The organism is Mesorhizobium sp. M0500 (genome assembly GCF_040321165.1).
Taxonomy (GTDB): Bacteria; Pseudomonadota; Alphaproteobacteria; order Rhizobiales; family Rhizobiaceae; genus Mesorhizobium.
The window spans coordinates 466,329-487,361 of sequence record NZ_JAMYRB010000002.1 but is presented as its reverse complement, the minus strand read 5'-3'; the positions used below and the strand labels follow the sequence as shown (position 1 = coordinate 487,361).

19 protein-coding genes are annotated in these 21,033 nt (G+C 65.7%); 8 read left to right on the top strand and 11 right to left on the bottom strand.

Translation table 11 applies throughout. From position 1 onward, the window contains the following. Positions 1–23: 23 nt before the first annotated feature. The 5 genes from NKI70_RS06150 to tsaD form a co-directional block, all read right to left on the bottom strand. Positions 24–680: a class I SAM-dependent methyltransferase gene (locus NKI70_RS06150; protein WP_352697080.1), complete on the bottom strand. Its 657-nt coding sequence runs from the start codon at positions 678–680 to the stop codon at positions 24–26. After that, positions 677–1,102 (bottom strand): EVE domain-containing protein, encoded by a 426-nt coding sequence (locus tag NKI70_RS06145; RefSeq protein WP_352456302.1) that lies wholly within the window; start codon positions 1,100–1,102, stop codon positions 677–679. The genes NKI70_RS06150 and NKI70_RS06145 overlap by 4 nt, the downstream gene beginning before the upstream one ends. A gap of 135 nt (positions 1,103–1,237) precedes the next feature. Further along, positions 1,238–1,534 carry a YciI-like protein gene (locus tag NKI70_RS06140; protein WP_352509118.1) on the bottom strand — a complete coding sequence of 99 codons (297 nt, stop codon included), beginning with the start codon at positions 1,532–1,534 and terminating at the stop codon, positions 1,238–1,240. A gap of 25 nt (positions 1,535–1,559) precedes the next feature. Then, a complete protein-coding gene (locus tag NKI70_RS06135; protein ID WP_352623010.1) occupies positions 1,560–2,570 on the bottom strand; it encodes an NAD(P)H-dependent glycerol-3-phosphate dehydrogenase in 1,011 nt (336 codons plus the stop codon). Then, positions 2,567–3,652 (bottom strand): tRNA (adenosine(37)-N6)-threonylcarbamoyltransferase complex transferase subunit TsaD, encoded by a 1,086-nt coding sequence (gene tsaD, locus NKI70_RS06130; protein ID WP_352697078.1) that lies wholly within the window; start codon positions 3,650–3,652, stop codon positions 2,567–2,569. The genes NKI70_RS06135 and tsaD overlap by 4 nt, the downstream gene beginning before the upstream one ends. A 101-nt stretch (positions 3,653–3,753) precedes the next feature. On the opposite strand from tsaD, the gene hemC reads away from it, so the two are divergent. The 6 genes from hemC (at position 3,754) to NKI70_RS06100 (ending at position 10,252) form a co-directional block, all read left to right on the top strand. Then, a complete protein-coding gene (hemC, locus tag NKI70_RS06125) occupies positions 3,754–4,680 on the top strand; it encodes a hydroxymethylbilane synthase (RefSeq protein WP_352696955.1) in 927 nt (308 codons plus the stop codon). Position 4,681: 1 nt separating this feature from the next. Further along, on the top strand, positions 4,682–5,389 hold the full coding sequence (locus NKI70_RS06120) for a uroporphyrinogen-III synthase (RefSeq protein WP_352578130.1): 708 nt from the start codon (positions 4,682–4,684) through the stop codon (positions 5,387–5,389). Between the two features lie 502 nt (positions 5,390–5,891). Further along, positions 5,892–7,382 (top strand): COG4223 family protein, encoded by a 1,491-nt coding sequence (locus NKI70_RS06115; RefSeq protein ID WP_352696953.1) that lies wholly within the window; start codon positions 5,892–5,894, stop codon positions 7,380–7,382. Positions 7,383–7,390: 8 nt separating this feature from the next. Then, entirely contained in the window at positions 7,391–8,998 is a 1,608-nt protein-coding gene (locus tag NKI70_RS06110) for a heme biosynthesis protein HemY (RefSeq protein WP_352578132.1), read from the top strand. Positions 8,999–9,037: 39 nt separating this feature from the next. Continuing rightward, positions 9,038–9,517 (top strand): tellurite resistance TerB family protein, encoded by a 480-nt coding sequence (locus tag NKI70_RS06105; RefSeq protein ID WP_023678200.1) that lies wholly within the window; start codon positions 9,038–9,040, stop codon positions 9,515–9,517. Positions 9,518–9,535: 18 nt separating this feature from the next. After that, positions 9,536–10,252, top strand: coding sequence for a glutamine amidotransferase (locus NKI70_RS06100; protein WP_292657163.1), 717 nt, complete (start codon positions 9,536–9,538; stop codon positions 10,250–10,252). On the opposite strand, the gene NKI70_RS06095 is transcribed toward NKI70_RS06100, so the two are convergent. The 6 genes from NKI70_RS06095 to NKI70_RS06070 all read right to left on the bottom strand — a co-directional run bounded on the left by NKI70_RS06095 (position 10,253) and on the right by NKI70_RS06070 (position 18,232). Further along, positions 10,253–11,494 (bottom strand): MFS transporter, encoded by a 1,242-nt coding sequence (locus NKI70_RS06095; RefSeq protein ID WP_023678198.1) that lies wholly within the window; start codon positions 11,492–11,494, stop codon positions 10,253–10,255. Positions 11,495–11,951: 457 nt separating this feature from the next. Next, positions 11,952–12,416 carry a Ros/MucR family transcriptional regulator gene (locus tag NKI70_RS06090; RefSeq protein ID WP_023678197.1) on the bottom strand — a complete coding sequence of 155 codons (465 nt, stop codon included), beginning with the start codon at positions 12,414–12,416 and terminating at the stop codon, positions 11,952–11,954. Positions 12,417–12,580: 164 nt separating this feature from the next. Further along, entirely contained in the window at positions 12,581–13,285 is a 705-nt protein-coding gene (locus NKI70_RS06085; RefSeq protein WP_352623014.1) for an ROK family protein, read from the bottom strand. 19 nt (positions 13,286–13,304) lie between these two features. Then, a complete protein-coding gene (zwf, locus tag NKI70_RS06080) occupies positions 13,305–14,681 on the bottom strand; it encodes a glucose-6-phosphate dehydrogenase (protein ID WP_352451309.1) in 1,377 nt (458 codons plus the stop codon). Between the two features lie 22 nt (positions 14,682–14,703). After that, the gene (gnd, locus tag NKI70_RS06075; protein WP_352569460.1) at positions 14,704–15,720 is read right to left on the bottom strand and encodes a phosphogluconate dehydrogenase (NAD(+)-dependent, decarboxylating); all 1,017 of its coding nucleotides are present in this window, start codon (positions 15,718–15,720) and stop codon (positions 14,704–14,706) included. A gap of 100 nt (positions 15,721–15,820) precedes the next feature. Beyond that, positions 15,821–18,232 carry a glucan 1,4-alpha-glucosidase gene (locus NKI70_RS06070; RefSeq protein ID WP_352574530.1) on the bottom strand — a complete coding sequence of 804 codons (2,412 nt, stop codon included), beginning with the start codon at positions 18,230–18,232 and terminating at the stop codon, positions 15,821–15,823. Between the two features lie 218 nt (positions 18,233–18,450). On the opposite strand from NKI70_RS06070, the gene NKI70_RS06065 reads away from it, so the two are divergent. Next, positions 18,451–19,464: an ABC transporter substrate-binding protein gene (locus NKI70_RS06065; RefSeq protein ID WP_352574532.1), complete on the top strand. Its 1,014-nt coding sequence runs from the start codon at positions 18,451–18,453 to the stop codon at positions 19,462–19,464. 74 nt (positions 19,465–19,538) lie between these two features. Further along, a complete protein-coding gene (locus NKI70_RS06060) occupies positions 19,539–21,032 on the top strand; it encodes a sugar ABC transporter ATP-binding protein (protein WP_352574915.1) in 1,494 nt (497 codons plus the stop codon). The last annotated feature ends 1 nt before the right edge of the window (position 21,033 follow it).

Sequence of the window (21,033 nt, the reverse complement as noted above, 5' to 3'; positions counted from 1 at the left end):
GGAACGCCTGTTCGGCGATGCCGTCAAGCAAGGCGCCAGACGGTGGTGCGCTTGACCTCGGCGTCCTCCAGCGCCCGGGTCACCGCCACTTCATAGACGGCAAGCGGTTCCAGTCCCGCCCTCGGCAGATAGAAACGGCCGGGATCGCCGACGAGGATGTCGCCGCCGCGCGCCTTCAGCGCGACGAACCATGGCATCAGCCTGTCGGCGAAAGTTTTGTCGTAGAAGACGTCGCCGGCCAGCACCAAGTCCCAGCCGGCATCGCTGCCGATGCAGTCGCCGATGAGGAATTTTATCTCGGTCCCATTTGCCTCGGCATTGAGGCGGATCGCGGTCGCGCAGAATGGGTCGATATCGGCGGCGATCACCTCGGCAGCTCCGGCCTTCACCGCGGCAATGGCGACAAGGCCGGAGCCGGAGGCGAAGTCCAGCACGCGCTTGCCGCGCACCGCCGCCGGATTGTCGAGGATGTAGCGGGCAAGGCCTTGGCCGCCGGCCCAGGCAAAAGCCCAGAAGGGCGGCGGCAGGCCGATTTCGGTCAGCTCGTCCTCGGTCCGCCGCCACAGTTCGTACGCCTCGTCGGCCAGGTGCAGGCGGATCTCCGGCACATGTGGCGGCGCCATCAGCGCCGTGTTGTCGAGGATGAATTTCCTGGCGCTGTCCGGCGTCAGCGCCGTCATGGCGCCGGCGTCAGGCCGCCCATGCGGCAAACCTCTTGCCATTCGGCCGGCGTCACCGGCTGCACAGACAGCCGCCCGAGCCGCACCAGCGCCATGTCGGCCAGCTTTTGATTGGCCTTGGCTTGCTCCAGCGTCACCGGCTTCGGCATGGCCTTGAAGGCGCGGATGTCGACGCACTCCCAGCGGGGATCGTCGGTGGTGCTGTCCTGATGGGCCAGAGCGCAGACTTCGGCGATGCCGACGATGTCCAGCCCGTCATTGGAATGGTAGAAGAAGCCGAGATCGCCGATCTGCATCGCCTTCATGTTGTTGCGCGCCGCATAATTGCGCACGCCGTCCCATTGCGTGCCGGCCTTGCCCTTGGCCTTGAGGTCCTCGAAGGAGAAGACCGAAGGTTCGGATTTGAACAGCCAGTAGTTCATTGTGTTGCTCCTCCTCAGGGTGCCGCCGCGACTAAAAGCGCGTCGCGTTCGACCGGCCTCATGCGACGCGCTTTAGGTTCTTGTTGTATGCATGTCGTTATCACAAAACCGCTGCACACTTTTGCGCGACATGCATCAGATATCCGCCGGCTTGTTGAAGCTCCAGTTCCACTGCCGGATTTCGACGCTTTCGAACAGCCCTGCCTTGGTATAGGGATCGGCCGCCGACAGGGCTTTTGCCGCAGCCAGATCGGGCGCCTCGACAACGGCGAGAGTGCCGTTCGGCTTGCCGTCGGCGTCGAGGAACGGGCCGGCGAAGGCCAATTTCTTGTCGCCGTTCAGCCCTTCCAGGAAGGCAAGGTGCTTGGGCCGCGTATCGAGCCGCACCTGCAGCCTTCCTGGCTTGTCCTTGCAAATCAACGCAAACAGCATCTTCCATCTCCGCAATCGTTCGCGATTACATGTCGGTTTCGGTCTTGAGTGGCCTTGTCATCAACGCCGACACAGCCTGGTCTATGGTTATGGTGCCGTCCAGTATGGCGGCGACGGCGGCGATTATCGGCGCGTCGATCCGGCGCTCGCCGGCGATGCGGGCGGCGATTGCCGCCGTCGGCACGCCTTCGGCCAAAGGCAGGCCGGCTAGCGGCTTGCCTTGCCCCAGCGCCAGCCCATAGGCGAAATTGCGCGACTGCGCGGACGAGCAGGTGAGCAGCAGGTCGCCGAGGCCGGAAAGCCCCATCAGCGTCTCCGGCCTGGCGCCAAAGGCGGCGCCGATGCGGCGCAATTCGACGAAGCCGCGCGTCACCATCGCCGCCTGGGCGCTGGCACCGAGCCCGGCGCCGGTGACGGCACCCGCGGCAATGGCAAAGACGTTCTTCAGCGCGCCGCCGATCTCGACGCCGATTAGATCGTCGCTCGAATAACAGCGCAGATTTTCCGCCGAAAAGCGGGCGGCAAGGTCGGTGGCCAGAGCCTCGTCGCGGGCGGCGACCACGACGGCCGTCGGCAGGCCCCTGGCGACGTCGGTGGCAAAGCTTGGGCCGGACAAAGCGGCGACCGGATTTGCCGGCAGTATTTCCTCGGTGATGGACGATAGCAGCGCGCCGGTGTCGCGCTCGATGCCCTTGGCGCAGAGGACCAGCGGGACGCCTTTCGGCATATGGCTGGACGCGGCCGTCAGCATAATTCGCAACGATTGCGCCGGCGCTACCGCCAGAACGCAGTCGGCACCGTCGAGCGCCGCCTCGATGTCGCTCGTCGCCACGATGCCGGGATCGAGCGCGATGCCCGGCAGATAGCGCGGATTTTCGCCACGGTCGACCGCCGCGACGGTCTCCGGGTCGCGCGCATAGAGGCGGACGAAATGACCGGCGCGCAGCGTGGCCAGCGCCAGCGCCGTGCCCCAGGCGCCGCCGCCGAGCACGGCGACGCGCCAGCCGCTTGGCGCCTTGTGCCCGCTGCCGGTCATGCCTTGGCCCCACGCCGGCCCGAGCCGACCATCGGGGCCGAGACGCTGTCCAGCGGCCAGCGCGAGCGCGGCACGAAATCGGCGGCGTTTTCACCTGATATGCCGGCGCGCAGGCGCTCGATGCCGGCCCAGGCGATCATCGCCGCATTGTCGGTGCAGAGGTTAAGCGGCGGCGCGACGAAGCTGAACCCGGCCTGCTCGCACAGGCCCTGCAATGTCGCCTTGATGGTCCGATTGGCGGCCACGCCGCCGGCGACAACCAATGCAGGCTCGGCCTTGTCCGGGAATTGCTGACGGAACCGGGTCAGCGCCCGCGCAACACGGTCGCCCAGCGCATCCGCCACCGCCGCCTGGAACGAGGCGCAGATATCGGCAACATCCTGGTCGCTCAGCGGGGCGATCGCGGTGGCTGCCTGGCGGACCGCGGTCTTGAGGCCGGAGAAGGACAAATCGGGCTGCACCGAGCCCTTCATCGGGCGCGGAAAGTCAAAACGGGCCGCATCGCCATTTGCCGCCGCCTTCTCGACATTCGGTCCGCCCGGATAGGGCAGGCCGAGCATCTTGGCCGTCTTGTCGAAGGCCTCGCCAAGCGCGTCATCGATCGTCGTCGCCCAGCGCTGGTAGTCGCCGACGCCGCGCACGGCGACGATCTGGGTATGGCCGCCGGAGACCAGCAGCAAGAGGTAGGGAAAGTCGAGCCCGTCGGTCAACCTGGCCGTCAGCGCGTGGCCTTCGAGATGGTTGATGGCGATCAGCGGTTTTTTGGCTGCCGCGGCGATTGCTTTGGCCGTCATCAGGCCGACGATCAGCCCGCCGACAAGACCGGGGCCGGCGGTGGCGGCAATCGCATCGATGTCGGCGAGGTCGACGCCGGAATCGGCCAGCGCTGCCTCGATGATGCCGTCGAGCGCCTCGACATGGGCGCGCGCGGCGATCTCCGGCACGACGCCGCCGAAAGCGGCATGCTCCTCGATCTGGCTGAGCACGATGTTCGACAGGATTTGCGGCGTGCTGCGACCGTCCAGCGCCACCACGCTGGCGGCGGTCTCGTCGCAACTCGTCTCGATGCCCAGAACGCGGATCAATTCGTCGCTGTCCAAAAATCGTACAGATTGTACTGTCGGCCTTTCCCCGATAGGAGAAAACCCGAAAACCTGCCGGGGGTTATCACGGACGGCGCGTCATGCAAACAACCTTGAAAATCGGAACACGCGGCAGCCCGCTGGCGCTGGCGCAGGCGCATGAAACGCAGGCGCGACTGATGGCGGCGCATGGCATGCCGGCGGAAGCTTTCGAGGTGGTCGTCATCTCGACCAGCGGCGACCGCATCCAGGACCGGCCGCTGTCGGAAGCCGGCGGCAAGGGCCTGTTCACCAAGGAGATCGAGGAGGCGCTGCTGGCGCGCCGCATCGACATCGCCGTGCATTCGTCGAAGGACATGCCGACGCTGTTGCCCGAGGGGCTGGACCTGTCCGCGTTCCTGCCGCGCGAGGACGCGCGCGATGCCTTCATCGGCAAGGCGGCGCGAACGATTGCCGGCCTGCCGCAAGGCGCCAGGGTCGGTTCGTCGTCGCTGCGGCGCCAGGCGCTGATCCGGCGGATGCGGCCGGACGTCGAAGTGGTGATGTTTCGCGGCAATGTGCAGACGCGGCTGCGCAAGCTCGACGACGGCATCGCCGATGGCACCATCCTCGCCTATGCCGGGCTGAAGCGGCTCGGGCTCGAAGACGTCGTCACCGACCTGATGCCGCTCGAGGTCTTTCCGCCGGCGCCGGGGCAAGGCGCGATCTGCATCGAAAGCCGCATCGGAGACCGCGACGTGGAACAGATGCTGGCAGCGATCCACGACGGGCCGACCGGCGAGGCGCTGGCCTGCGAGCGCGCCTTCCTGGCGGCGCTCGACGGGTCCTGCCGCACGCCGATCGCCGGACATGCGACGATATCGGGCGGAACGGTTTCCTTTGCCGGGCTGATCATCTCGCCCGATGGCACGCAGTCGCATGAAGTCAGGCTGCAAGGGCCGGCGCAGGAGGCGGCGCGCATTGGCGCGGAAGCCGCGGCGACCGTTCGGGCCAAGGCCGGCGAAACATTCTTCGATGGCTGGACCTGACATGCTCCGCGTCCTTGTGACGAGGCCCGAACCGGGCGCGTCGCGCACGGGGCGCCGGCTTGCGGATGCCGGCTTTCAGCCGATCCTGCTGCCATTGACCGGAACCGTGGCGCTGCCGGTCGATGCCGGCGCGCCCGCTGACGCCGCGGCGGTCGCGGTCACCAGCGCCAATGCCGTTCGCCATGCGCCGAAAGAGGTCATCGCGGCGCTCGCCGGCTTGCCGTGCCACGCCGTCGGCAGGAAGACGGCGGAAGCCGCCCGCGCTGCCGGGTTTCTGTCGGTCAGCGAAGGCCCCGGCAATGCCGAGGCGCTGGCCGATGCGCTTGCTGGCGGTTACGCGGGGCAGACGATCGTCTATCTCTGCGGGCGGGTGCGATTTCCCGACTTCGAGGAAGGGCTGTTGGCGTCGGGCGTTCAGGTCCGCGCCGTCGAGAGCTACGACACCGTTGTCCTGGATTACTCCGACGAGGCCGTTCTTGCGCGCCTGTCCGCCCGGCCGGTCGAGGCGGTGCTGCTCTATTCGGCCAAGGCGGCCACCGCTATGCAGGCCCTGGCTAGCCGGCCGGTGCTGCGCGGTGTTTTTGAAAAAACGCGCTTTTTCGGATTATCGGGGCGCATCGCCGCGGCCTTGGGCGATGTCGCCGAGATCCGGATTGCGCCTGAGCCCAGCGAGGACGCGCTGCTGGGACTTTTGCAGGCGTCGCGCTGACCGGCATCCGCCGCTGCTCTGTGCCAGCTTGTTCCAAAGGTTGGCGCCGCCCCTCACCTGCCTGCCGGCATCGTCTCCCCGTATAGTGACGGGGAGAGGGTGCCTTCGCCGAGGATTTCGCCAACCTCCAGCGTTGCAGAAGAAGCGTCTGGACTCGTGAGAGCCCTTCTCCCCGTCACTATACGGGGAGAAGTGCCCGGCAGGGTGATGAGGGGCAGTGCCAACGTGGATGACTGCGCTCGGGCACATTTTGTTCTTGCTTTGTGCCGGCAGCTATGCTACTAATCTAGTTATGGTGCTAATTGGCTCCAACGACCCGCCCGCCGAGGCGGGTTTTTTGTGTGCCGAGCATGGGCCTTGGCTTGAAACGTGGATTCGGCCCTGCGGCGTTTTGCCGAAACTGAACTCCAGGCCGTGGCGTCATCACGCCGCCCCTTTTCACCGCTTGGTGATGTGCTAGACCCTTCAAACCATCCCGAAGCGAATTTTGCGGAGCCCGAGCATGGTCAAGACGCCGAAGATGCGGCATTCCAAGAGCCGCCGTGAGCCGGTGACCATCGAGCTTGAGCCTGGCGCCGTCTCGCGAGTCGCCGACGAACAGGATGCCGTGACCTCGCAGACCGACGAGGCGCGGGCCGAGGAAGCGGCGAACGCCTCGCAGCCGGAGCCACCTGAAGAGCCGGTGCATGCGGACCAGACCGATCTCGAGCCATGGGAACATGCCGACGCAGCCGCGCCGGCCGGCACGCAAGAGCCGGCGGATGCCGGCGTCGATTCTGCCAGGGAAGCGGAAACCCCTTATCCCGCCGGTTCGGATGCGCCGGCCGGGCGCTCCACGGTTTCCGACTACAGTTTCGAAGATGCATCCAGCGGAACCGGGGCCAACGAACCGGGGATCCCAGGTTCCGGCGAGAAGACAGCTGAGACGAGGGACGACCATATGGCAGCGCTGCCGAAGCGAAGCGGCATCAACGGCATCGCCGCCGGTATTATCGGCGGCGTCATCGCCCTCGCCGCGGCCGGCGGGCTGCAATTTGCCGGCCTGCTCGGTGCGCCGGGGTCGGGCGGCGTGTCGCTCGACGCGGTCAATGGTGAGATCGTTTCGCTGAAACGCGAGGTCGCGGACCTCAGACAGGCGGGCGCCAACAATGACGCATCGGCCAAGGTGGACGGGCTGTCGTCGGCGCTGGATCAGGTCAGGGCGGACGTTGCGACGTTGAAGTCGGCGGTCGAGCAAGGCGGTTCCGGCGACAATGCCGGCCTGGCAGCACTTGGCGACAAGGTAAGGCAGATCGAGACGGCGGTCGCGGCCCTCGGCAAGGCCGGCGGTACGGCGCCGGTCGATCTCGGCCCGCTCAACGAAAGGCTGGCCGCGCTCGATGCGCTGGTGAAATCGGCCGGCGAGACGACAAAGGCGCAGGACAGCCGGCTTGCGGCCCTGGAACAGTCGGTTTCACAGATCTCGGGCAAGGTCGATGCACAGGCTTCGCAGCCGAAGATCGCACTGGCCATTGCCGCTTCGGCGCTCAAGGCAGCGCTCGACCGCGGTGCACCGTTCGCAGCCGAGCTCGAAACCTTTGCCGCGATCTCACCCGATGCACCCGAGATCGCGACGTTGCGCACCTATGCCGAAAAGGGCGTCCCGATGCGCTCCGAGATCGCCGCCGAAGCGGACGGCGCCGCCAACGCGATGGTCGCTGCCGCGACGCCCATCGACCAGAATGCCGGCATCCTGCAGAAGCTGCTGTCCAGCGCCGAATCGCTGGTCAAGGTCAGGCCGATCGGCGCCGTCGAAGGCACCGGCGTTCCGGAAACCGTCGCGCGCATGGAGGTCGCGGTCAACCAGGGCGACTACGCCAAGGCGCTCAGCGAATACGAAACCCTGCCTGAGGCGGCCAAGGCCGCCGGCGCCGACTTTGCCGGCAAGCTGAAAGCGCGGATGGAGGTCGAGACGCAGATCGATTCGCTCATCGCCGGCGCGATGAAGGCGTGAGGAACCCAATGATCCGCATCCTCGCCTTCCTTGCCGCCGTCTTTGCGCTCGGGCTCGGCTTCGCCTGGCTGGCCGACCGGCCGGGCGAAATGCTCGTCACCTTCAACGGCTATCAATACCAGGTCAGCCTGATGGTCGCGGCGGTGGCGGTCGTTGCCGTGGTTGCCGCGGTGATGATCGTCTGGTGGCTGGTCAAGGCGCTGTGGAACAGCCCCTATACGATCTCGCGCTATTTCCGCGTGCGTCGCCGCGACCGCGGCTACCAGGCGCTGTCGACCGGGATGATCGCCGCCGGCGCCGGTGACGGCGCGCTCGCCCGCAAGAAGACCAAGGAAGCGGCAAAGCTGATCCGCTCCGATCAGGAGCCACTGATCCAGCTGCTCGACGCGCAGGCCTCGCTGCTCGAAGGCGACCATGAAGGCGCCCGCGAAAAGTTCGAGACCATGCTCGATGATCCCGAAATGCGGCTGCTCGGCCTGCGCGGGCTTTATCTCGAGGCCGAGCGGCTCGGCGACCGCAACGCAGCCCGCCACTATGCCGGCCGTGCCGCGGCGGTGGCGCCGCAACTGGCCTGGGCGGCCGAATCGACGCTGGAAGACCTGACCGGACGCGGCGACTGGGATGGCGCGCTGAAACTGGTCGACGCCCAGAAGTCGACCCGGCAGATCGAGCGTGACGCCGCCAACCGGCGCCGCGCCGTGCTGCTTACCGCCAAGGCGCAGGCGCTGATCGACAGCGATGCTAATGCCGCCCGGACGGCGGCTCTGGAAGGCAACCGGCTGCGGCCGGATTTCGCGCCGGCGGCGGTCGTCGCGGCGAAATTGCTGTTTCGGCAGAACGACGTGCGCAAGGGCTCGAAAATCCTCGAGGCGGCGTGGAAGGCCGAGCCCCATCCGGAGATCGCCGAACTCTACATTCATGCCAGGCCGGGCGATGCCGTGCTCGACCGGCTGAACCGGGCAAAGAAGCTGCAGGAACTGAAGAAGAACCATGCCGAGGCCTCGCTGGCCGTGGCGCGCGCCGCGCTCGATGCCCAGGAGTTTTCAACCGCCCGTCGGGAGGCTGAAGCCGCCATCCGCATCGATCGCCGCGAAGGCGCCTATCTGCTGCTGGCCGATATCGAGGAGGCCGAAACCGCCGACCAGGGCAAGGTGCGGCAGTTGCTGTCGAAAGCGGTGAGAGCGCCGCGCGACCCGGCCTGGGTCGCCGACGGCGTCGTCTCCGAGCGCTGGGCTCCGATATCGCCGATCACCGGCAGGCTCGACGCATTCGAATGGCGGGCGCCGATGGAGCGGCTCGGACAGTTGATCGACGGTCATGAGGATACGCCGGAGGCGCCGGTGCCGGCCATCGCGGCTCCAGCCAGGCCGGTACAGGAAAGAGCCGGGACGATCGAGCACACGGCGGAGACACCGGGCACAGCGACCGAGGAGAAGACGGACGACCGTGCCGGCGAGGATCATGTGACACCAATCACCGCGGCGGCGTTTGCCCAAGTGCCGGAAGATGCCGAGGCCGTCGAGCCGGCGCAGGAGCTGACGCGGCTGCCCGACGACCCCGGCGTCGATCCAGACGACGCGGCGGATAAATCGACGCGCCGGTTTCGTTTGTTCTGATCAGGGTCGAGTGGACCCGGGCTTATTGGGAATGATTTGATGTTCGAACGCGTTTTGTCGTTTCTAAGGGATCTGCCGTCCGGTGGTGGCGCCAGCCCCAGCGCCGACGATCCGCGCATTGCCGCGTCCGCCCTGCTTTTCCACGTGATGAACGCCGACGGGGTGCGCCAGGATACCGAATGGGAACGGTTCAAGAAGGTGCTGGCGGAAAGCTACTCGATCAGCGGCGACGAACTCGACGCATTGGCGGCTGCCGGCGAGCGGGCCGACAATGAGGCGATCGACCTCTACGCTTTCACCAGCGTGCTCAAGCGCCATCTCGACGCCGAGGCGCGAAAGGCCTTCATCGGCCTGATGTGGGAGATCGTCTATGCCGATGGCGAGCTGCACGAGCTCGAGGACAATACCGTGTGGCGGGTCGCCGAGCTGATCGGCGTCGAACGTCGCGACCGTGTCGAGGCGCGCCTCAAGGCGGCCGCCGCGGCTCCTGGTGCTGCCGGAACCTCAAGCGACGAATAGACAGGATCCCGCCTTCCAATGCCGCCCAAGCCAAGTCCGAGACCAAAGATCCTGATCGTGCTGCATCAGGAGCATTCGAGCCCCGGACGGGTCGGCCATATGCTTATCGAGGAAGGCTTCGATCTCGACATCCGCCGACCGCCGCTCGGCGAGGCCTTGCCGCAGACGCTGGATGGCCATGCCGGCGCCGTGGTGTTCGGCGGGCCGATGAGCGCCAATGACGGCGACGAGTTCGTCCGCCGCGAGACCGACTGGCTCAAAATTCCGCTCAACGAGAACCGGCCGCTGCTTGGCATCTGCCTCGGCGCGCAAATGCTGGTCAAGCATCTCGGCGGCAGGGTCGAGGGCCATGGCGAGGGCCTCGTCGAAATCGGCTGGTATCCGCTGAAGGCGACCGAAGCGGGCAGCAGGCTGATGCATTGGCCGGAGATGGTCTATCAGTTCCATCGCGAAGGCTTTTCGCTGCCGAAGGACGCGACGCTTTTGGCGACGGCCGAAACCTATCCCAACCAGGCCTTCCGCTATGGCGACAATGCCTGGGGCATTCAGTTCCATGGCGAATTGACCCGGGCGATGATGCAGCGCTGGGTGGTGCGCGGCGCGCACCGCTTCGAACTGCCCGGCGCGCAGCCCGGTCGCGACCATCTCGGCGGCCGGCTGATCTGGGACATGCACCTCAAGCGCTGGCTCGGCGAGTTCCTGCCGATGATTTTCGGCAAGCCGGCGCTGCGGTAATCAGTTTCGCCCCCTGAGATGACGCACCTTGCGCAGCTGCGGGAACAGCACCGCCCACAGGCCGGCAACAGCGATCGCCCCGACACCCCCGACCACCACGGCCGGAACCGTGCCGATCAACGCCGCCATGGTACCGGCGCGGAATTCGCCGAGCTCATTGGAAGCGCCGACAAACACCTGGTTGACAGCGTTGACGCGGCCGCGAACGTCGTCCGGCGTCCACAGCTGGATCAGCGTCTCGCGGATATAGACGCTGAACATGTCGGTGGCGCCGAGCAGCGCAAGGGCCGCAATCGACAGCCAGGTGATGGTCGAGAGGCCGAACAGAACCGTGAACGCGCCGAACAGCGCGACGAAGCCGAGCATGACAAGGCCGGCATGGTTGCGGATCGGGTGTCCGGCCAGCCAGATGGCGACGCAGATGGCGCCGACGCCGGGCGCCGAGCGCAACAGGCCGAGCCCCCATGGGCCGAGTTCGAGGATATCGCGCGCGTAGACCGGCAGCAGCGCCGAGGCGCCGGACAGGAGCACCGCAAACAGATCGAGCGAAATCGCGCCGAGCACGATCTTTTCGCTCCAGATATAGCCGAAGCCGGCGAACAGGGTCTGTACCGTCGGCCTGTCGGTCCGGCTGCGCTGGGCAGGCTTAGGGATGGTGAAGATCAGCACGGCGGCAACCAGCATCAGCACGGCGGCGGTGGTGTACGCGGCTTCGGCTGAAAGCCCGTAGAGCAGGCCGCCGGCGACCGGCCCGACGATGGTTGCCGTCTGCCAGGCGGACGAGTTCCAGGCGATGGCGTTGGCGAAATCCTCGGGCGGCACCAGATTGGCGAACAGCGATGAGGAGGCCGGCCCGAAGAAGGCGCGCGCGATGCCGAACATGGCGAGCACGATGAAGACCGGCATCGGCCCGGAGAGGCCGCGTAGCGTCAGCAGCAGCAGGGCCAAGGCGCAGCCCGCCTCGACCAGCACCGCCAGCGCCATGATCAGCCGGCGCCCGAAACGATCGGCAACGTCGCCGGTGACCAGCACCAGCAGCAGCGAAGGCAGGAACTGGACGATGCCGACAAGGCCGAGGTCGAACGGGTCGCGGGTGAGATCGTAGATCTGCCAGCCGACGGCGACCGACACGATCTGGGTGGAGAATGTCGAGAGGAAGCGCGCCGCCCAGTAGCTCAGGAACGGCCGGTGGCGAAAGGCGGCATAGCGCTGGTCGGATGGTACTTGGGATTCTGTGGTCATGGAATAAGGCCCCGTGGCGGCGATGTCGGCCGGCGGGGCACTTCCACGATGGGCGCTGGTCCGGCCAAAAGAGCCTTTAGCGCAGTTCGGCCGGAGGCGCGCGCAAAAATCCGGCCTGGCTCCAGCTTTTTTCAGGCTGCCATACCAATTGCAGGCGGCAACCACGCTCGGCGGAGATGGAGAGGGTTATTTGGCGCGCAGGTCGAGTTCCTTCGCGCCCCCCTCTGTCCTGCCGGACATCTCCCCCTCAAAGGGGGAGATCGGACGTCGCGACGTCCTTCGCCAGTCTCCGGCTTCGAAGGCAATTTGTACGTTCAAAGATTTGTACGTTTAAAGAGTAGCGCCATCGGCGAGGCAGCTGATCTCCCCCCTTGAGGGGGAGATGTCCGGCAGGACAGAGGGGGGCGCTGTCCCGCCAATCTTCGAGGCTTGCGTTTGCAGGGCTTCGAACGATGCTTTAGGCCGTCGCCTTAGCCTTCCTGCCCCGGCCCTTGACGGGCGTGGGCGGGGGGGCTTTGCGGCCGAGGCCGATCGCCTTGGCCAGCTGCGAACGCGAGGCTGCGTAGTTGGGGGCGACCATCGGGTAGTCCGACGGCAGGCCCCATTTGGCGCGATAGGCGTCGGGCGTCAGCCCGAAATGAACGCCGATATGGCGCTTCAAGGATTTGAACTTCTTGCCGTCCTCGAGACAGATGATGTAGTCCGGCGTCACCGATTTCTTGGGATTGACGGCAGGCGTCAGCGGCGCGGCGACCGGCACAGCCGGTTGCCCGAGGCCGCCTATGGAAGCGCTGACGCTGGCGATGAGATCGCCGAGGCCGGAAGCCGGCAAGCGGTTCTTCTCGACGTATGCGGAGACGATATGGGCGGTCAGCTCGAGCAGGTCGATGTGTTTGCGAGCGTTGTTGTTGTCGTCGGTCAATCTATCTCTCCGTCCATGGGGGTCGCAGAAATTCCTAGTCGGCAAATCTGCGCAATGCAATGACGCCGCACCACGTCACACATTATTTTGAATAATAATACTAACGGCAGCGCGGGATTAACAACCCTGAGCCGGTGCTCGATAATATCAGACAATCAGCAATATCAAATAATCAGGGATTTGTCGCGCCATAGTCGAAATCCGCCCTCGAAGGCGCGTGTGTTGTCGCCGCGTCTGCAATCGGCGGGCAAGTCGGTGAGTTCGTCGACATTGCCGCCGCCGATGACCACGTAATCCGGCTGCATGGCGGCGCGAAGCCGGTCGACCACGTCGAAGACGTGTTTGCGCCATTTCTTCTTGCCGCGCTTTTGCAGGCCGCGTTCGCCGACATAGTCTTCGAAACTGCCGCGCTTCTTGTAGGGAAGATGGGCAAGCTCCATCGGCTGGGCAACGTTATCAACGATCATCGCGGCCCCCAGGCCGGTGCCGAGGCCAAGGAACAGCATGCGGCCGCCCTCATAACTGCCGATGGCCTGCATGAGCGCATCGTTAACGACCTTGACCGGTTTGCCGAACTCGGCGGCGAAATCGCAGCCGACCCAGCCCTTGCCGAGATTGGCGGGTTCGGTCAGCGGCCGGTTGTGGTGCACCGGGCCCGGATAGCCCATCGAGACGACATCGTAGTGCAGCCCTTCGGCGAGCGTCTTCACCGCCGCGACCATCTGCTGCGGCGTAAGCTCCGGTCCGGAAGCGGTCTTGCGCTCGTCGCCGCCGGCGCTGGTGCGGATCTTGACGTGCGAGCCGCCGATATCGATCGCAAGCACGATCTTTTCTTCCTCCGATGCCGGTTGCTTCACCGCCTTGGCCATCGCTTTCGCCTCCCAGAAATCATTTCGCTGGATTGATCCAGCCGTTCGGCGGCCCGAATCCAGCCATGGCTTCGGCCGGCCCCCACGTCTTTGGCGCGTAGACAGGGGGCGGCGTGGTGTCGCCGAGCACCGGGCCGACGATGCGCCAGGCGAGCTCGCTGGCGTCCTGGCGGGTGAACAGCTGGCCGTTGCCGTTCATGGCGTCGCCGATCAACCGCTCGTAAGGCGGCATGTCGCCCTTCGAATCGTCGAGCGCGGTGAGCTCGACCTGCTCACCGACCATGTCATCGCCGGGTGCCTTGCGCCGGGCGCCGATCGAGATCGCCACCTGCGGATCGATGCGGAAGCGCACGTGATTGCAGTCGCCGGGCTTGATCGGATCGAAGACGTCGAGCGGCGGCCGCTTCAGCCGCACGATGACCTCGGTGGCGTGCACCGGCAGGGATTTGCCGGCGCGAATGAAGAACGGCACATCCTGCCAGCGCCAGGTATCGACGAAAAAGCGCACCGCCGCGAAGGTCTCGACCGGCGAGTTCGGCGCCACGCCCGGCTCGTTGAGATAGCCGTCGAACTGGCCGCGCACCACATCGTCCCTGGTCAGCGTCCGGATCGCCCGCAGGACCTGCACCTTCTCGTCGATGAGATCGTCGGCCGAGCGGCCGACCGGCGGTTCCATGGCGAGCAGCAAGAGGATGTTGAGCAGATGGTTTTCGATGACGTCGCGAATGCAGCCGACCTCGTCATAGAAGCGGCCGCGGCCCTCGACGCCGAAATCCTCGGCCATGGTGATCTGCACGCTCTCGACGTAATTGCGGTTCCAGATCGGCTCGAGGAAGGAATTGGCGAAGCGGAAATAGAGCAGGTTCTGGATCGCCTCCTTGCCGAGATAATGGTCGATGCGGAAGATCGACTTCTCGTCGAAGACCAGATGCAGCACCCGGTTCAGCCAGCGCGCCGATTGCAGATCGTGGCCAAACGGCTTTTCCACCATCAGGCGCGCGCCCTGGGCGGCGCCCGACTGCTCCAGCCCCTGGACGACCACCTCGAACATCGCCGGCGGCACCGCCAGATAGTGCAGCGGCCGCTCAGCGCTGCCGAGCGCGGTCTTCAGCTTCTCGAAGGTCGCAGGCGCCCGATAGTCGCCGCTGACATAGCGCAGCAGCGATGCAAGCCTGGCAAAGATCTTGTCGTCGATGCTGCCCAAGGCGTTGACGATGCCGTCGCGGGCGCGCGCCTGCAGCTTGGCGAGGTCCCAGGGATCGAAGGCGACGCCGATCACCGGCTCGTTCAGCGTCCCTTTGGCCACCATGGCGTAAAGGGCGGGGAAGATCTTCTTGTGGGCGAGATCGCCGGTGGCGCCGAAAAGCACCAGCGTGTCCGATCGTTCCTGGCTCATGGGCGTGCCTCCCTGTCGCCCGTCACGAGCCGGCTTTGGGTTTTTCGACATGGCCGCCAAAGGCATAGCGCATGGCGGACAGAAGCTTGTCGGCGAATTCGGATTCGCCTTGCGAGGAGAACCTGTCGAACAGCGCCGAGGACAGCACCGGCGCCGGCACGCCGGTGTCGATCGCCGCCTTCAGCGTCCAGCGGCCTTCGCCGGAATCCGAGACCCGCCCGCCGAACTGCGTCAACGACGAATCGGCCTTCAGTACGCCGGCCGTCAGGTCGAGCAGCCACGAGCCGATGACGCTGCCGTGCCGCCAGACCTCGGCCACTTCAGCGATGTCGATGTCGAACTGGTAATATTGCGGGTTTTCCAGCGGGCTGGTTTCGGCGTCGACGGTGCGCTGCCGTTTGCCGGCATTCGCCGACTTCAGGATGTTCATGCCTTCGGCATAGGCGGCCATGACGCCATATTCGATGCCGTTATGGACCATCTTGACGAAATGGCCGGCGCCGCTTGGTCCGCAGTGGAGATAGCCGAAGGGAGCGGTTCCGGCATCCTTGCCAGGGGCGGGCGAAGCGGCGTCGGCGCCCGGCGCCAGCGTTGCGAAGACCGGATCGAGATGCTGGACCGCGCTGTCGGGGCCGCCGATCATCAGGCAGTAGCCGCGCTCGAGGCCCCAGACGCCGCCGCTGGTGCCGACATCGACATAGCTCAAGCCTTTCAAGGCGAGGCGCGCGGCGTGGTCGACGGCCTCGTGATAATAGGAATTGCCGCCGTCTATGATGATGTCGCCCGGCTCCATCAGGGCAGCCACCTGGTCGACGATCTTGCCGGTGATCGCCGCAGGCAGCATCAGCCAGGCGCTGCGCGGCTTCGCCAGCTTGCCGACGAACTCCTCCATCGAGGCGGCTCCGACCGCGCCGGCGCTCACAAGCGCGGCGACGCTCGCCGGGTTGATATCGTAGACGACGCATTCGTGGCCATCACGCAGCAGGCGCCGAACCATGTTGGCGCCCATCCGGCCCAGTCCCATCATTCCTATCTGCATAGTCTCGTCCTGCCTTACTTGAGGGATCGATGATCTAGTGGCGCTGTGATTGAAGCATGATCTTTTCCGAAAACCGGTCTCCACTTTGCGGGATCATGCTCTATCCGGTATCGCCGATGCCGACAGAAAAGTCAGCATTCTCCCAATGGCCGCTATCGGGCCAGAAGAAAGTGAAGACAATGCTATTGCCCGGGCTATTGCCCGGAGCAATCTCGGCAACCGGCAATTCCGCAAGATGGATGCCGAAAGCATTCGCGGTGGTCTCGGTGTCATGGACGGTTGCCCAATTGTCGCTGCTCCAATGAACCAGCGCCCGGGCCAGAAGTTCGATGCGCAGCGCCTTGCCTGCCGGGATGGTACGGATCTTGTGGTTGAAGCGCCATGCCCTGAAGCGCGACACCGTCCTGCCCTCGATATAGCGCTTGACGCCTTGCGGCGGCATGTCGAACACCGTGCCGTCGCGCAGCGACCGCAGCAGCTTGATGTGCTCGGAATGCGCCCAGACCAGCGGCTTGGCGCTGCCGGAGGGCCCGCCATGCCGCAATTCGCGCTCCGGCATGTCGGGACCGTCCCAGACCTGCTCCGGTAGCAGGCCGCCCGATCCGGCAGAGTTCTCGAACGTCCTGAGCAGGCTTGCCGCACTATCCCTGCGGCCTGCCGCCAGCTCGTAATGAGCGCGCTCGCCGACCAGCAGCGGCCAGGGCCGGCCCCGGCCGGTTCCATCGAAGGGCGCGCCGTCGGCATGCTCGCCATAGCCATCGCCATTGTAGCGGTACCAGAGCGGGCCCTGCGGCAGTTCGCAGCGCAATTGCGCGTCGATGACCTTGACCGTGTCGAGGATGCGCGGATCGTCGGCTGCCCGCAAGCCGAAGCGGACCAGCGCCAGCGCATCGGGGCTGACGATCGCCTCGGCCGGCCGGTCCGTATCCGCCGGCGGGCGGTTCTTGATCGGGACGTAGCCGTCTTTCGGCGATGCCGCGCCGGCTTTGTCGGGCGGCGCAATGCGGACATAGTGGCCCTCGACGCCGGCTTCATCGCCTGAGGAGCTACCGGCGACGTAGGTCCAGCGTTCGATCTGATCGTTCCAGACATCGGCGGTTTCGCGCAGATAGTTTGCCGGCTCTGTTTTGCCGGCGGCATCGAAGATGTCCGCAGCCGCTAGCAATGCGGCGATCTCGACGGCAAGCGTGAACGGGCTGTAGCCGGCGTCTTCCTCCCAGCGGTCCTCGCCGGTGACGGGGCCGTTGCGCACGACATAGGCGGCAGCGCGCTCGATCATCGGCATGAAGGAGGAGAGTGCGGCAGGCGGCAAATGGCCGGCGCGGCGCAGTGCGTCGGCAAGCAGCAGCGGGAAGGCGCATTCGTCCATCTGGATGCCCGGCCAATAGGCCGATCCGTCGAGCCAGGCGTTCTGCGGCCAACGGCCGTCCGGCTCCTGGATCGCGCGCAGATAGCCAAGGATGCGCAAGGCTTCCGCCGGGTCGCCGGCGGCGAGGAAGCCGCCGGCGGTTTCGACCAGATCGCGCGGCCAGACCAGGTGATAGCCGCCGAGGTCGTCGTCGCCCTTGTTGAAGCCCCACGGGATCGACAGGCTGGCAACGGCTGCTCCGGCAGACGAGCGGTGTGCCGCCAGCACCGCCGTGCTGAGGCGGTAGCTGTTGAGGCCGGACGCCGCATGCCGGTCCAGCGGCAGCAATCCGGCCTGCCATTTGCGCCATTTGTCGACGTAGGATCTGGCTGCGGGCCCAAAACCTTGCTTCAGGCTGGCGAAAGCAGTTTCCGCCGCCTGTTGCGGCGTCGTGCCGAAGCCCAGTGCCAGCAATATTTTGGGGTTCGCAGCCGAAAAGGCGATCTCGCCGGTCAGCGCGACATTGCCGTCCTCGGCCCTGCGGCAGGCCGGATCGAGCCGGCCGCCTTGACGAAGCTGCTGCCAGCCGTCGGAGACGCCGACATAGCCGGCCGAGCACACCTTCCACGGCAGCGACGAGGCGAGCGCCAGGCAGGTGCCGCGTCCCGATGCAAACAGGACAGGCTGTCCTTCATGGTCGTCGATCCAGGCGGTGTTGCCCATGCCGGCGTTGACGAGGTGCGGTGCCAGCAGCGCGTAGACGCGGTAGTCGGCGCCCGCGCCTTTGAGCGGCGTGAACATGATCTCCTGCAGCAAGACGGGACGTTCCGGATCCGTCAGGATGCGCTTGTCGATCCTGTAGGTTCCATCGCTTGCGGTGTTGACCAGCCGGTAGGCAGGCACCCCGTCCGCCAGGGGTTCGATACTGTGTTCGGCGTCGCGTTTTTCTTCCGAGAAATAGCCGTCGGGTCCGGTGACGATCAGCCCCAGGTCGCGGGTGCAGGCGCTATCGAGGCGCGGGTAGTAGATCTCGTTGAGGATACCGTGGCTGATGGTGAACCAGATCGGGCAGGCCGGCGACAGCGCGGTGCCGACGCCGCTCTTGGCGCTCGAGGTCCAGCGCGCCGGAATGCCGGGTGCACCCGGGGCAAGGTTCGTTGCCATTCGATCGGTCTCCAGTGCCATCCCTAGACCAGGAGCCGAACCGGTTTCAATGATTGCACCGCAAGTTGATCGCCGGCCATGGATTGCTGTTGACAGCTTGCCGCCTATCTGCATTTGTCTGATAATAGATAAAAAACAAGATTGTGAGCGTATCAGCCAATACCCACCAGCCAGCCATTAACCACCAGTAAGACAGCAACTCACGGGAGGAGTATGACATGAGGAAAATATTCGTTTTGGGGGCTCTTGCGGCGATGCTCGCCGCAGGTACAGCGCTTGCCGACACCAGCGGCAAGAAAATCGCCTTCTCCAACAATTACGCCGGCAATTCCTGGCGGCAGGCGATGCTGGACAGCTACGCCATCGTTACCAAGAAGGCGGTTGCCGACAAGGTGGTCGGCGCCGCGGACGTCTTCACGACGGCCGACAAGGAAGTGCCGACGCAGGCAGCCCAGGTGCAGAACCTGATCCTGCAGGGCTATGACGCGATCGTCATCAACGCGGCGTCTCCGGATGCGCTCAACGGCGCCATCAAGCAGGCCTGCGACGCCGGCATCGTCGTCGTCTCCTTCGACGGCATCGTCACCGAACCCTGCGCCTACCGCGTCGTTGTCGACTTCAAGGACATGGGCAAGCAGGAAGTCGAGCAGATGGCCAAGTTCCAGCCCAAGGGCGGCAACCTGCTGGAAATCCGCGGCCTCGCCGGCACCTCGATCGACGATGCCATCCATGCCGGCATCCTCGAAGGCGTCGCTGCCCATCCCGAGTTCAAGATCGTCGGCTCGGTGACCGGCGACTGGGACCAGACCACGGCACAGAAAGCCGTAGCGACGATCCTGCCTTCGCTGCCGGATGTTGTCGGGGTCGTCGACCAGGGCGGTGACGGCTACGGCGCGGCGCAGGCTTTCGCCGCCGCCGGCAAGCCACGCCCGACCATCATCATGGGCAATCGCCAGGACGAGTTGCAGTGGTGGAAGGAGCAGAAGGAAAAGGACGGTTACCAGACCTGGTCGGCATCGATCGCACCGGGCGTATCGACGCTTGCCTTCTGGGTGGCGCAGCAGGTGCTCGACGGCCGCACCGACGTGCCGCACGACCTGCTGGTGCCCTATCTTGCCTTCACCCAGGACGATTTCGAGGCCGCGCTGCCGAAGATTCCGAAGGGCGGCGTCGCCAGCCACGAATACACGCAGGAAGACGCCATCGCGGCGATCAAGGCCAACATCAAGTGAGCATGGCACTATTGTTGCCGCCACGGATAAACGGGTATCGTTGAGGGATGCCCGAGGCCAATGCAGACATCATCATGCCGGACGGCGCCGAAAAGCTTTTCGGCGCCGTCAGTTTGGACATCATAAGACTGGACGGAGCCGAAAAACATTTCGGCGCCGTCAGGGCGCTCGCCGGTGTCGATTTCAGCGTTTGTGCCGGAGAATGCGTCGGTCTCGTCGGCCATAACGGCGCCGGAAAATCGACGCTCATGCATATGGTGGCGGGCACGCTTGCCCCCGACAGCGGGCAGATCGCGGTCCGCGGCGGTGTCGAGGCAAGTTATTCGGTGCCGCGCGCGCAGCAGCTCGGCATACGCTGTGTGTTCCAGGAGCTGTCGCTCTGCCCGAACCTCAGCGTCGCCGAGAACACGCGGATCAACCACGCGTCGCTGCATGGCTTCGGCTGGCGGCGCAAGGCGGCCGATCTGATCGCCGCCAAGCTCGACGAGATCTTCCCCGGCCACAGCATCTCGGCATCCGACATCGTCGGTGATCTTTCCATCACCAGCCGGCAGATGGTGGAGGTGGCGCGCGCCTTCACGGTCACGCAGGAGCCGCTCGAGCTGGTTATCCTCGACGAGCCGACATCCTCGCTCGACGCGCATACCGCCGGCCAGCTGCTGGCGTTCGTGCGCCGCTTCATCGCCGCCGGCAAGAGCTGCATCCTGATCTCGCATGTGTTGGGCGAAGTGCTCGGAAATGCCGACCGCATCGTGGTGATGCGCGACGGCAAGGTGGTCGCCGCCGGGCAGGCCGACGCCTTCGACCGCGACAGGCTGGTGACGGCGATGGGCGGAGCGGAGGCGCGCGAGAAGACCGCCGCAGAGATTGCGAGCGGCAAGCCGGAGCCCGGCCCGCTGCGGGTCCGGGCGCGCCCGGCGCGACAGCAGGACGGCAACGAGCTCGTCGCCCGTGCCGGTGAGATCATCGGTCTTGCCGGACTTGCCGGGCATGGGCAGACCGATCTTTTGCTGGCTATCTTTGCTGCGGCTTCCCGTGCCAAGACCGGCATCGAGGTCACCGCGCCGGTGGCGCTGGTTGCCGGCGACCGCCAGTCGGACGGGATTTTTCCGCAATGGTCGATTGCCGAGAACATTGGCATCCGTTCGCTGGCGCGATTGCGCAACGGCCTCTTGATCTCGCCGCAGCGCGAAGCCGAGCTCGCCGAGCTGTGGCAGCGGAAAATCGGCATCCGTACGCCCGACATGAACAACAACATCTTCTCGCTGTCCGGCGGCAACCAGCAGAAGGCGCTGTTCGCGCGGGCGCTCGGCTCCGACGCCAAGATCGTGCTGATGGACGATCCGATGCGCGGCGTCGACATCGGCACCAAGCTCGAAGTCTACGACCTGGTGCGCGAGGAGGCTCGCCATGGCCGCACTTTCCTCTGGTACACCACCGAAACCGAAGAGCTCGACAATTGCGACCACATCTATGTGTTCAAGAACGGCCGGATCGTCGCCAACCTTCGTCGCGACGAACTGACGGAGGAAAAGATCATCCAGTCGTCGTTCGGCGATGCGGCCTGAG